Annotated in this window: 10 protein-coding genes; 7 read left to right on the top strand and 3 right to left on the bottom strand. The window is 48.0% G+C overall.

Annotated elements, in window-relative coordinates:
- Positions 1 to 104 precede the first annotated feature (104 nt).
- Entirely contained in the window at positions 105 to 1,217 is a 1,113-nt protein-coding gene (locus tag DXA55_RS07050) for an ABC transporter ATP-binding protein (RefSeq protein ID WP_055219170.1), read from the bottom strand.
- Positions 1,218 to 1,566: 349 nt separating this feature from the next.
- Here DXA55_RS07050 and DXA55_RS07045 point away from each other — a divergent pair, with 349 nt between their 5' ends.
- A complete protein-coding gene (locus DXA55_RS07045) occupies positions 1,567 to 2,328 on the top strand; it encodes a YesL family protein (protein WP_238061872.1) in 762 nt (253 codons plus the stop codon).
- Between the two features lie 211 nt (positions 2,329 to 2,539).
- On the opposite strand, the gene DXA55_RS07040 is transcribed toward DXA55_RS07045, so the two are convergent.
- Together DXA55_RS07040 and DXA55_RS07035 are read right to left on the bottom strand one after the other, a co-directional pair.
- Positions 2,540 to 5,236: a sensor histidine kinase gene (locus tag DXA55_RS07040; RefSeq protein ID WP_238061871.1), complete on the bottom strand. Its 2,697-nt coding sequence runs from the start codon at positions 5,234 to 5,236 to the stop codon at positions 2,540 to 2,542.
- Positions 5,237 to 5,252: 16 nt separating this feature from the next.
- Complete coding sequence (locus tag DXA55_RS07035) at positions 5,253 to 5,948, bottom strand: response regulator transcription factor (RefSeq protein WP_022461396.1); 696 nt, start codon at positions 5,946 to 5,948, stop codon at positions 5,253 to 5,255.
- A 245-nt stretch (positions 5,949 to 6,193) separates the two neighbouring features.
- Here DXA55_RS07035 and DXA55_RS07030 point away from each other — a divergent pair, with 245 nt between their 5' ends.
- The 6 genes from DXA55_RS07030 (at position 6,194) to DXA55_RS07005 (ending at position 12,431) form a co-directional block, all read left to right on the top strand.
- Positions 6,194 to 6,598 carry a GGDEF domain-containing protein gene (locus DXA55_RS07030; RefSeq protein WP_082424869.1) on the top strand — a complete coding sequence of 135 codons (405 nt, stop codon included), beginning with the start codon at positions 6,194 to 6,196 and terminating at the stop codon, positions 6,596 to 6,598.
- Between the two features lie 419 nt (positions 6,599 to 7,017).
- Positions 7,018 to 8,412: a magnesium transporter gene (mgtE, locus tag DXA55_RS07025; RefSeq protein WP_022461398.1), complete on the top strand. Its 1,395-nt coding sequence runs from the start codon at positions 7,018 to 7,020 to the stop codon at positions 8,410 to 8,412.
- A gap of 213 nt (positions 8,413 to 8,625) precedes the next feature.
- A complete protein-coding gene (locus DXA55_RS07020; RefSeq protein WP_055265687.1) occupies positions 8,626 to 10,014 on the top strand; it encodes an alanine/glycine:cation symporter family protein in 1,389 nt (462 codons plus the stop codon).
- Positions 10,015 to 10,072: 58 nt separating this feature from the next.
- Entirely contained in the window at positions 10,073 to 10,978 is a 906-nt protein-coding gene (locus tag DXA55_RS07015; protein WP_158565050.1) for an alpha/beta hydrolase, read from the top strand.
- A 1-nt stretch (position 10,979) separates the two neighbouring features.
- A complete protein-coding gene (locus tag DXA55_RS07010; protein WP_117813500.1) occupies positions 10,980 to 11,720 on the top strand; it encodes a LytR/AlgR family response regulator transcription factor in 741 nt (246 codons plus the stop codon).
- 51 nt (positions 11,721 to 11,771) lie between these two features.
- Entirely contained in the window at positions 11,772 to 12,431 is a 660-nt protein-coding gene (locus DXA55_RS07005) for a sensor histidine kinase (RefSeq protein WP_179964648.1), read from the top strand.
- Positions 12,432 to 12,613 lie beyond the last annotated feature (182 nt).

Genomic DNA, 12,613 nt, shown 5'->3' with positions numbered 1-12,613 from the left:
GCTGGAAACCAGTGAACTGTAACCATATGCAAAAAGGACCGGCATCCGAACGGATGTCGATCCTTTTCTCTATGTTTGCGCATACGCGCTGATGTTCATATGGATTAGTTGGTAATGGTGATCTCTGTCTCTTTGTCGAACAGATGAACTTTTTCCATATCCAGAGCAAATTTAACGGTATCACCGCTTCTTGCAGTTGTACGAGGATCTACGCGGGCTGTCATTGGGAAGCCTTCGCAATCGAAGTACAGGTAAACTTCTGCACCTAACAGCTCGTATACGTTGATCTTGCACTCAACTACGCTGTCTTTGGAAGTTTCGATGAACATCTGAGAATCATGTACGTTCTCAGGACGGATACCCATAACAACGGTCTTTCCGTCATATCCGCCGTCGATGACAGCTTTTGCTTTGGAAGCCGGCAGTTTCATGTTGTATTTACCAACAGTAAGAGTAACGTCGTTTCCGTTAACTTTTACTTTTGCATCCAGGAAGTTCATCTGCGGAGATCCGATGAATCCTGCAACGAACAGGTTGCCCGGTGCGTTGTACAGGTTCTGCGGGGTATCTACCTGCTGAACAACTCCGTCTTTCATAACAACGATTCTGGTACCAAGTGTCATAGCCTCGGTCTGGTCATGTGTTACGTAGATGATGGTAGCGCCCAGTCTCTCATGCAGTTTGGAAATCTCGGTACGCATCTGTACACGAAGTTTTGCATCCAGGTTTGACAGAGGCTCGTCCATAAGGAATACTTTAGGATCACGTACGATGGCACGTCCCATAGCAACACGCTGTCTCTGACCACCGGAAAGAGCTTTCGGTTTACGGTCAAGCAGTTTCTCCAGGTCAAGGATTTTAGCTGCTTCTTTAACCTGTTTGTCAATCTGATCTTTCGGAACTTTTCTCAGTTTCAGACCGAATGCCATGTTATCATATACGGTCATGTGCGGATACAGAGCGTAGTTCTGGAATACCATTGCGATATCACGGTCTTTCGGCTCTACATCGTTTACTACTTTATCGTCAATTTTCAGAGTACCATCGGAGATCTCCTCAAGACCTGCGATCATACGAAGTGTTGTAGATTTACCACATCCAGATGGTCCTACGAAGATGATAAACTCTTTGTCAGCGATTTCCAGGTTGAAGTCTTTTACTGCTTCAAAACCGTTCGGATATCTTTTTGTAATGTGCTGTAAAGATAAACTTGCCATTTTTGAATCCTCCCTAAATGAACATCATGCGTTTTATTATGAGTTTTGCATTTGCATCTCTCTTGCTTATGGGACTAGTATACCTTTTCTACCCGCATTCGACCATGCCACAATTACACAAACTTTCCTCCGGCAGATTGGCAATTCTGCTTTCGGATTTTCTCGAACCGTTCTCTTCTGTCCACTTTGCACAAACAAAATGTTCACTCTTATACAAAATGACGAAACGAAAAGTTTATATTCTCTTCATTGCATTTTTCTGAAAAATTCGCTATACTTTTCTATGATGTCTGCCAGCCGGAACGTTAATCGGCGGCACACTTAATTCAACAGAAAAGAGGAACAAATTATGAGTTTTTTCAGCCTGGACAGTAAGTTCTCGCAGATTATGGGCCGTGTCTTCGACCTGATGATGCTGAACATTATTTTCCTTATTATGTGTATCCCGATTGTGACAATCGGCGCCAATTTCACAGCAATGTACTACGTCACGCTGAAGATGATCAAAAATGAGGAGACGTATATCTTCCGTACCTACTGGAAATCCTTCCGCGAAAACTTCAAGCAGGCAACTGCCATCTGGCTCATCCTGCTGGCGGTTCTGATTGTTCTGATTCTTGATCTTCTGCTGGTCATGAGAATGCCGGGTACCATCACCTACCTGCGTTTTGTTTTCCTGGTACTGATCTTTTTCGAGGCCATGGTACTTTCTTATGTATTTCCGGTACTGAGCCGCTTTGACAATACTGTAAAAAACACGATCAAGAACTCCATCCTGATGGCAATCCGCCACCTGCCGTGGACCATCATGATCCTGCTCGTCAATCTCTGTCCGCTGCTGATCTATGTATTCTCCACGACAAAGATTGTCAGCTATCTGATTCTTCTGATGTTCCTTCTGGGCTTTTCTACGGTAGCGCTTGGATGCTCCTGGTTCTTCGTAAACAAAATCTTCCCATTCTATATGCCTGAGGAAGAAAACGAGGTTCTGACACCGGAAGAAGAATCCTTACGGGCACTGGAGGCCATGGACAGACCAAGTCCTCTGACTGAGCACGCTGAGGTCACAGAAGAAAAATCTGATAAAGAGACAGATAATTCGTCAAAATAGCAATTACAAGCAATTCAACTATGAGAAACACGCTCCGCGAGTTTCTCAAGTTATCGCGGCAGTCGCCAAGGCTCGTGCAAGCACGGACTTTGGCTCGTTACTCGCGTAAATCAAAACGCCCTGCCGGAAACACACAGAATATGTGGTTTCCGGCAGGGCGTTTTTTCTTTCATTTTGTATCGCTCTGAACAGTTATGAAATTTTTATTCTTCTAGATCGTGTCTGAAGAAGGCTTTTCCAGATCTTCTTCCGGCATTTCCGGCTTTGCTGTGTACCCGGAAGTCTCCGGCTTTTTCTCTTTTACAACCTCATCAAACGTAATCGTCACCTTGAACAGATCGCCATCCAGATAAATATCAAACGTGCCATGCTGCAGAACGGTCAGGTTCTTTGCAATGGAAAGCCCTAAACCACTGCCCTCCGTACTTCGGCTGACGTCACCGCGGATAAACCGCTCCGTCAGCTCATCTGCCTCACAGTTCAGCGCATTTTCTGATATATTTTTGATGGAAAACTGTATTTTCCCATCTTTCCGGATCGCATCCACATAAACTCTCGTCCCCGGCATCGCATACTTGCAGACGTTCACGTACAGGTTTTCCAGCACACGCCAGATGCGGCGGCTGTCCGCACAGATCAGAAGCGGCTCCGGCTGAAGAATACAGATCAGATCAAGATTACGGCTTTCAAACCGCTCGGCAAACTCTCCGTTCACCTGCTGTACAAGTTCGTTCAGGTTCAGGTTCATAAATTCCAGTTTAATGTTTCCGGAGCTGATCTTCGATGCCTCGACAAGGTCCTCCGTCAGCTGTTTCAGGCGCTGGGATTTTTCGTCGAGTACGCGGATATAATCTTTCGCTTTCTCGTTTTCAATATTTTCCCGTTTCAGCAGATCGACATAATTAATAATAGAAGTAAGCGGTGTCTTGATATCGTGGGATACGTTCGTGATCAGATCCGCTTTTAAGCGCTCGCTCTTCATCTGCTCCTGCACTGCCGCTTTCATTCCCTCTCCGAGCGAATTGACAATTCCAGCAAGCTGAAGGTTGTCTTCCCCCTGCAGCTCCGTCAGGTCAATCTTGTAATCCAGATCGCCCGCAGCAATCTCTTTTAAGCCATGTTCAATCTGTTTTCTTCCGGATGCCTCGCGCAGCAGAAGAAGCAGCACTGCGGCATCCATCACCAGGGTAAGGAATACGCCGAACATTCCGAAGCCGCAGCAGAGAATGATCTGCACGCCGCAGAAAACGCAGAACATAAGGATCGTTCGCTCCGACTCCTGTCTGCCTTCATAGAAGGTTCTTCCGGCAGACACGATCCGGTGGCCGACGCAGTACAAAAACGACTGTTTCCAGATGTTGCGTGCTTTGATCCGGCGCACCAGTGAGCAGTACGGAATCAGTGTGATCAGAAATCCGGCGAGGATGCCCGATGCGGCCACCAGGCTTCGCCATGTATCTGCTTCATTTCCATAGGATCCGCTGTAGATGTAGTTTCCGTCAAAATTCTGGATATAATGAACGCCGCCGTAGGAAAGTTCGATGCAGACAGCAACGATTCCAACTGCTCCCATCACAATCAGGATGGCGGCTGCAGCTGCGATTTCCGTGTACCACTGATCGAAAAAGTAAAGGCGGATTTCTTTGTTTTTTCCATTTCTTCCTGCCTGCAGTGTGAACAGGACCAGGCAGACCAGCGTTCCGATTCCGCCAACTGCAATCATCAGAAGAAGGAGCTGCATTTTCGGAAGCCACTGGCTGTAGATCTCACTGTACTGGGAGAAATAGTCGCTTGCTGCCAGATCCGGATCCAGTGCAACAAAGATCTTCTGATAATTATCTGCAATCTGATTGTTCAGCAGATAGCTTCTCGCTGCTTCCACGGCCGGGCTGTTTTTTCTTGTTGCATAAGAACGGACTTTGTCGGCACCGCCGGTCCGGTCAACAGCAAAGGCGAACGGATAGGACGATTTCTGCGCAATGGCTGTTGTGTAACCATTTTTCCAGGAATCCACATTCGTATAGATATTTCCTTCTTTATCCTCCAGACAGTACCAGAGATTGGCATCGTCCGCATCGACGCTGATGCCGCTCTCCTGGTTTTTAAAAGCAGCAACTTCTTCCGTGACCCCGGAAAGTGTCATATACAGATCGCGGATGGATACCTTTTTCAGATTTGCCGCCGCGTACTCATAGAGGTACGTTCCCGCTTTCGTTTTCTGCGTTTCCAGGTTCATTCCCTGATCGTATAGATACAAAAACTGGGAGGAAACATCAGCAGGATCAATTTTTTTCTCTTTCAGGCTTTTCACTGCATTATCGGAAGGAAAGTAGACCTCGCCGTCCGGGGAAAAGCTGTCAAACGTCTCTGCATCTGCCGCGCTCACTTCTTCGGTGAGTGCGGCTACATCCGTCTCTTCTGTTTCCTGGCTCACGTCAGTTCCATCTTCGTATGCAAGATAGGCTTCTTTGTCAATTCCGGCATCGTTCGTCGCATAATTGTCCGCAGTATACGCTGCCACCTCATTGAGGTCTGCGCTGCTGCCGTCATCGTACATCTTGACAAGCTGGTCAATGGTGTACGTTGTACTTATCCCGCCGCTTCCCTCTCCATCGGTTGCAAAGGCACGGTAATCAATCTCTTTTGTTCCGTCGTATCGACCGTTTGTGCCGAATTTACTCATATCATTATAGTAGCTCATGACGTTATGAAGCTGCCGCTGCACCAGTGTGCCGCATGCGGTGGTTTCTTCAAACGCATACTTTTTTGCTGCCGCATTCGGCGTCAGGCCGACGCTGGAAAGCATCAGTGTCTGAATGCCCCCGAACAGCGCACTGGCGGCAAAAACGATCAGCAGAAGAAAAACGATCAGCTTCCCCGTCAGGCTGTAGAGTTTTCGTTCTTTCACAATTATTCACTCCTTATTATTGTTTCTCAATCTTATACCCAATTCCCCATACAACTTTCAGATAGCGCGGCTCCTTCGGGTTGATTTCGATTTTCTCACGGATGTGACGGATGTGGACCGCAACCGTGTTATCCGCACCGATCGCTTCCTCGTTCCAGATGCTCTCATAAATCTGCTCAATCGAAAATACCTTGCCTGGATTTTTTACCAGCAGCAGGAGAATGTTGTATTCGATCGGGGTCAGTTTGACTGGTTCGCCCTCGACGCTGACTTCTTTTAAATCGTCATTGACGAGAAGCCCGCCAACCTGATACACATTTTCTCCGTCGTCCGCCGGAAGATTTCCAAGTTTCGTGTAGCGCCGCAGCTGAGATTTCACCCTCGCCACCAGCTCGAGCGGGTTGAACGGTTTCGTCACGTAATCATCCGCGCCGATGTTCAGTCCCAGAATTTTGTCTACGTCCTCTGATTTCGCAGACAGAATAATGATCGGAATACTGCTCTTTTCTCTGATTTTCAGCGTCGCACGGATGCCGTCCAGTTTCGGCATCATGACGTCGATAATCAGCAGCTGAATCTCCTCCCTCTCGAGCATCTGGATGGCCTGCATGCCGTCATATGCTTTCAGCACATGATAGCCCTCCTGGGTCAGATAAATCTCAATGGCGTCTACAATCTCTCTATCATCATCACATACTAAAATGTTGTACATTTCTTCTTTCTCCACCTTTCATTTTTTCTTTTCCGGCACTTTTTTTCCGCGCCGGACCTCCCACATGATTCAAAGATGATTGTACCGCAAATTCCCTCAAGTTGCCAGATGTCTTTTGTTTTCATCCTTACTGTACCAAAGGAATCTTTAGGTCCGCAAAGGAAAATCTTAAGTTTCTATAAAGTTTTGTCTGTGAATTCAGAGCTCAAACATTTTTTAGACAATTGCAATTATTTTCTTAGCACATCCTGCTTGCCGTCTATGCGGATCTCAATAATTTAAAGATCATCAACGACCGGTACGGGCATGAAGAAGGGGACTTCTCCATCCGCCTTGTCGGACAGTTTCTGCAGGATTCCATCGGCAAACGCGGTGTCTGCGGACGCATCGGCGGCGATGAATTCGCATGTCTTGTTCCGTGTTCCGACGAAACAATGTCCAGGGATCTGTACCGGACGCTGCACTCCGCATTCGACATTTTTAATAGAACGAGCGAAAAAGCATATAATATTACCGTTTCCACCGGCTTTTATCTGCTTCCGAAAGACATGGATTCCACACTTCCGGAGATGCTCGCGCATGCGGATGCAATGCTTTACGAGGAGAAACAGAAACGAGATAAGAATGTTGCGAAAATTTTACCAAAATAGGAATTGATTTTTTTTCGGAAAGCAGTTAGAATACTTGAGGGATGATTTTTGAATCCCGTATTTCAAGCGAAACAGACCGGCAAAAACGGCTGTTTGATCAAAAAATTTCTAAAAAAAGGCAGGTGAACAGAATGGATAGTTGTGATTCTCATGGGCGAAGTACCAGCATAGGACGGGAACCGGAAAATATGCAGGATGACGGCCATCCTTCTGTCCTGCTTTAATCTTAAATATTTTCCCTTCTTATCCTATGAAAACCCGAAGTAAGACACATGATCCAAACCAGTTTTGAAACGTAATTCTCTGGTTCTTTTTTCGTGTGCTTTTACTGCCCTGTGAGGGTTCCAACATGCTTTTTCGCACCGACAGCACGCATGTTTTTTTCTGCTGTCAAAAAAAGAATGGAGGATAACGAAAAAATGGAAAAACGAGTACAGGATTATACCCAGGAGATCCTGGATACAATCCGCAGTAACTCTTCTCCGGCTGTCATGGGCAGCCGCCTGGAAGATTACCACGAAAATGACCTGGCAGATGTTCTGCCGCTTTTAACGGTTCCGGAGCGATGCAAACTATACCGCATTCTGGACACGGACATGCTGTCCGATATTTTTGAGTATGCTGAATCCGACAACGTAGCCGAGTACCTCGAAGAGATGGATGTCAAAAAAGCCGCTTCCATCCTCTCCAAAATGGAGACCGATGCACTGGCCGAGGTTCTGCAGAAACTCGACAAAGCAAAGAAAAAACTTCTGATCGAACTGCTCGATCCGGAAGTACGCCACGATATTGAGATGATCGCCTCCTTCGATGAAGATGAAATCGGCAGCCGCATGACGACAAACTGCATCATCATCCGCGAGGATCTGAATGTCAAACAGGCGATGAGCAGCCTGATCGATCAGGCCGCAAAGAACGACAACATCTCTACCATCTTTGTTGTCAATGCGCAGCAGAAATTTTACGGAGCGATCGATCTGAAAAACCTGATCATCGCAAGACGCGACGAGACGCTCGAGGATCTGACCGTAACTTCTTACCCGTACGTATATGCAGAGGAGCCGATCAACGAGTGTATCGAAGAACTGAAGGATTATTCCGAGGATTCTATTCCGGTCCTCGACAATGACAACCGCCTGCTCGGTGTCATCACATCATCAAACATCATCGACCTGGTTGATGATGAGATGGGTGAGGACTACGCGATGTTCGCAGGTCTGACCGCAGAGGAGGATTTAAAAGAGCCGTTAAAAGACAGTATGAAAAAACGTCTTCCATGGCTGATCATCCTGCTCGGTCTTGGCATGCTGGTTTCTTCTGTAGTCGGTATTTTCGAACAGGTTGTCACAACCCTTCCGATCATCATGACCTTCCAGTCCCTGATCCTTGACATGGCCGGAAACGTTGGTACCCAGTCCCTGGCTGTTACCATCCGTGTCCTGATGGATGAGTCCCTGACCGGAAAACAGAAATTACAGCTTGTTTTCAAGGAAATGCGCATCGGTTTCTGCAATGGTCTTCTGCTTGGTGTTCTGTCCTTTGCTGTCATCGGACTTTTCATCTTCTTATTCAAGGGAAAGACCATGATGTTCGCATTTTCCGTTTCCGCCTGCATCGGCATCGCACTGCTTCTGGCAATGCTGATTTCCAGTGCAGTCGGCACCTGCATTCCGCTGTTCTTCAAAAAGATCCACATCGATCCGGCGGTTGCTTCCGGTCCGCTCATCACGACGGTCAACGACCTTGTCGCTGTCGTTACATTCTATGGCCTGAGCTGGCTGTTCCTGATCGAGATGCTGCATCTCGCAGGCTGACCGCGTAATCTGTACCGTAAAACAAAAGATGCCCTTTTAAGAGGCAGATATCAACTTTTTCTGGTTTCGGAAAAAGCTGATATTTGCCTCTTATCTTTTCTCTTCCCTTCTTTACATTCCAAACAGAAACCGATATAATAGCAGGTAACGGTGCTTTTATGCTTTGACGTTTCACAGTGCCGCAAATATTTTGAAATGAGGGTTTTTGAAAACATGATTGTCAATCTCATCACCACAGTCTACAACTTTCTCTGGGGCGATCTTTTTACGATTCCGCTCCCGGGCGGCGGCAGTCTCGGAATCTCCCTTCTGATTCTTCTGCTGATCCCAACCGGCATCTATTTTACGATCCGGACACGTTTTCTTCCCATCCGTCTGTTCCCGGACATGATCCGTGCCCTGTCGGAAAAGAAAAATGAAAAAAGCAGCCTTTCTTCTTTTCAGACACTGATCGTTTCCACCGCAACGCGTGTCGGTATGGGAAATCTGGTCGGCGTTGTCGCTGCAGTCTCCGCCGGAGGCGCAGGTGCTGTGTTCTGGATGTGGGTGACGGCTATCATCGGCTCGTCTACCGCGTTTATCGAAGCTACGCTCGCACAGCTTCACAAAGAAGAAGATCCTCTGTACGGCGGCTACCGCGGCGGTCCTGCCTACTACATTCACGATCTGGTTGAAGACCGCCTTAAGAAGAAAAAACGATACGTTCTGCCGGCTGTCCTGTTTGCCATTGCCGGTCTGATCTGCTGGTGCGGCATCAGTCAGGTAATCAGCAATTCCGTGGCTTCTTCTTTTAAAAATGCATTTTCCATTCCGCCGCTTTACACCAGTATCATGCTGGTGATTCTTTCTGCAATCATCGTACTGCGGAAAAATGCAACCGTAAAGGTGCTGGATTTTGTAGTTCCTGTCATGGCAGTCTGCTATTTCTTTATCACACTGTTTATCATCGCAGTCAACTTCCGTCAGATTCCTTCTGTGTTTGCGCGCATTTTTGAGGAAGCCTTCGGGCTTCGTCAGATGGCAGCCGGCGGTTTTGGTGCTGTTCTGATGAACGGTGTAAAGCGTGGTCTGTTTTCGAATGAGGCCGGTTCCGGCTCCGCTCCGTGCGCTGCTGCTGCGGCAGAATGCGACCGCCCGGCCAAAGCGGGTCTTGTACAGGCGCTCGGCGTTTTTGTTGACACAATCGTCATCTGCAGCTGCACCGCAATGATTATGCTGCTTGCACCAAAGGATCTGATTAATGGCCTTTCCGGCATGGATCTCTTACAGACCGCCATGCAGTATCATCTGGGAAAATTCGGTGTGATTTTCATTGCACTTACCCTGTTTTTATTCAGCTTTTCCACATTCCTCGGCATTCTGTTTTATGCCAGATGCAACGTTGCCTACCTGTTCGGCGACAAATGGTGCTTCCAGACCGCTTACAAGGTGCTGGCGCTTGTGATGCTGTTTATCGGCGGTATTGCAGCCTACACGTTTGTATGGGATCTCGGTGATGTCGGCATCGGGCTGATGACGATTTTCAACATTATTGCGCTGTATCCACTTGCAGGTGAGGCGCTTTCCGAGTTAAAATCATATGAGGAGTCGAAGAAATCATAAGTCATCCATACTTATTGTTTCTGACAGAAGGGGTTTACCAAAAAGGAGGTTTTTACACATGATTATTGAACCATCAAATTATACGTATGAGACAATGCCGGACTACGAGGACGCAGTGGACGGTGCTGTGGAGATTCCGGTGACCGGAGAGGAAATTGAGATCCGCTATGCCCATGAAGTTGTCTACGACGAGGCACACAATCTTCATCTGGAAATTTTCACACCATTCCAGATGGCGCACCCGGAGCGCACCTGGCCGTGCATCACATTTATTCAGGGATCCGCCTGGATGAAACAGTATGTCTACCAGAAGGTCGGCATGATCGCCCGTCTGGCGCAGCGCGGCTACGTTGTTGCAATCGTCGAATACCGTCACAGCGGAATCGCACATTTCCCAGCGCAGATCATCGACGCAAAAAATGCCGTCCGTTTCCTTCGCGCGCATGCGGATGAGTATAAGCTGAATCCGGCGCAGATGTTCTTCATGGGAGATTCTTCCGGCGGACAGGTTTCCTCCGTTGCCGGCATGACCGCAAAGAGTGGAAAGCTCGATGAGCCGATCAATAAGGAAAGCTGCGAGGTATGCGGTATTATCGATCTGTACGGAGCTGTTGATGTGACACTGCCGTACGGCTATCCGACAACGCTGAACCATCAGAAACCGGACAGCCCGGAGGGCATGCTGATGGGCTATGACATTACCGAGCATCTTGAGGAGGCTAAGGCAGCCTGCTCCAAAACATACGTGAACGAGGATTTCCCGCCGATGCTGATCGCACACGGCACCAAGGACACGATGGTGTTCTGCCAGCAGAGTGTCGATCTCTACCACGCATTAAAGGATGCCGGAAAAGATGTACAGCTGTATCTTCTTCGCGGCGCAGACCACGGCGGTGCAGCATTCTGGACCGAGGAAATGATTACCGTTTACGATAACTTCTTCAAAAAATGTTTGGGTGAATAACATGAGAATTGCTTACTGCGAAGATGAACCGGCGCAGCGTTCCCGGATGGAAATGCTGCTCCGCACCTTTGCGGAGCGAAAAAGGCTTCCTCTGACCGTGGAAGCCTTTTCAGACTCCGCCGCTTTTCTGTTCCAGTATCCCGGCTCGTATCCGTTTGATCTCATCTTTCTCGATATTGACCTCGGCGGAATGGACGGCATGGCGCTGGCGCGGAAAATCCGCGAGACGGACAGTGAGGTGCCGATTCTCTTTCTGACGAACCACAGAGAATACGTTTTCGAAGGGTATGAGGTGCAGGCGTTTCGGTATCTCTTAAAGCCGGTGACGGAAGACACACTGTTTCCGCTGCTCGACGAACTGCAGGCGATGCGCGGACAGGAAAAGCCGCATCTGCTGCTTTCGCTTGGCGGGGAGACGCAGAAGCTGTTCCTCTCGGATCTGCTTTTTGTGGAATCCGATAATCATTATCTGACGCTGCATACGGCCGCCGGCACGGAAACGTTTAAGAAAAATCTGTCGGAATTCCGCGAAGAGCTTTCCGCCGCATGGCAGGCTTCTGGTAGGACAGAAGAATGTTTTGCGGCAGCACACCGGAGTTATCTTGTGAATCTCGCTCATGTGGAGCGGATCACGCGGACGGAATGTCTCTTGTCGGACGGAACAAAAATTCCGGTCAGCCGCGGATGCTATGCATCACTCAACCATGCGTTCCTGCAGTTTTACCGGCCGAATGCGTTTTAAAGGTTTTGCATTTTTTAATTTCCAATTCCGAACGAACCGAGGTGATGTTTCATGGTGCACATTCCTTTTTTATCCCATTATCTGGAACGCAAAAATATCGAATACCAGAACCAGCTTCTCGCCCGCCAGGTCGAGGAAGTGCAGAATATCTATCTGACAATGCGCGGCTGGCGCCATGATTACCACAATCATCTGCAGTCAATGAAGGCATATGTTGAGATGGGACAGTATGATAAGCTGCAGGAATATCTCGGGCTGCTCGAAAATGATCTCGATCAGGTCAACCAGCTCTGCGACTCGGGGAATGTGAATCTCGATGCGATTTTAAATTCCAAAATTTCACTCGCCGAAAAGAACGGCATCCGCGTGGATTACAAGGCAGCCTGCCCGGCCAATCTTACGGTGAGTGATATTGATCTCTGCGCGCTGATCGGAAATCTGATTGACAATGCGGTGGAAGCATGCGAGGGCCTTGCGGATCCTTATATCCGGCTTTATATTGGTGTGCTGAAAAACCAGCTGTATATTTCCGTTACGAATGCAACAAAGGACACTGTGCGGAAGCTGGACAGCGAGTATATCACCACGAAGCGCGGAAATCACGGGCATGGGCTGAAACGGATCAATCTTGTTGTGGAAAAGTACGAAGGATATATCAACCGGCAGAACGAGCCCGGCGTTTTCGTGACGGAGATTATGCTGCCGCTGTAAAAAGCTCTTTCCAGGATTTTTTGATTTTGTCCGATGATTCTACAGAGAAATTTTGCAGAACGTGAACACTTTTTTTGCTGTTCGCGTTCTTTTTTGTTCCATTTACGTACTTTTCCCCCGTGTTTTGCATGAATATGGTAGGATAACTACAGTTCACGAAAGATATGTGACAGAGGAGGTCT

Source organism: Blautia sp. OF03-13, from assembly GCF_003460685.1.
GTDB classification, from domain to species: domain Bacteria; phylum Bacillota; class Clostridia; order Lachnospirales; family Lachnospiraceae; genus Fusicatenibacter; species Fusicatenibacter saccharivorans.
The sequence above is the reverse complement of the archived record's forward strand: the minus strand, read 5'-3'. Positions and strand labels throughout refer to the sequence as shown.

Coding starts and splice junctions, on each gene's coding strand:
- DXA55_RS07050 (WP_055219170.1), bottom strand. CDS start 1,217: ATGGCAAGTTTATCTTTACAGCACATTACAAAAAGATATCCGAACGGT.
- DXA55_RS07045 (WP_238061872.1), top strand. CDS start 1,567: ATGAGTTTTTTCAGCCTGGACAGTAAGTTCTCGCAGATTATGGGCCGT.
- DXA55_RS07035 (WP_022461396.1), bottom strand. CDS start 5,948: ATGTACAACATTTTAGTATGTGATGATGATAGAGAGATTGTAGACGCC.
- mgtE (WP_022461398.1), top strand. CDS start 7,018: ATGGAAAAACGAGTACAGGATTATACCCAGGAGATCCTGGATACAATC.
- DXA55_RS07020 (WP_055265687.1), top strand. CDS start 8,626: ATGATTGTCAATCTCATCACCACAGTCTACAACTTTCTCTGGGGCGAT.
- DXA55_RS07015 (WP_158565050.1), top strand. CDS start 10,073: ATGATTATTGAACCATCAAATTATACGTATGAGACAATGCCGGACTAC.
- DXA55_RS07010 (WP_117813500.1), top strand. CDS start 10,980: ATGAGAATTGCTTACTGCGAAGATGAACCGGCGCAGCGTTCCCGGATG.
- DXA55_RS07005 (WP_179964648.1), top strand. CDS start 11,772: ATGGTGCACATTCCTTTTTTATCCCATTATCTGGAACGCAAAAATATC.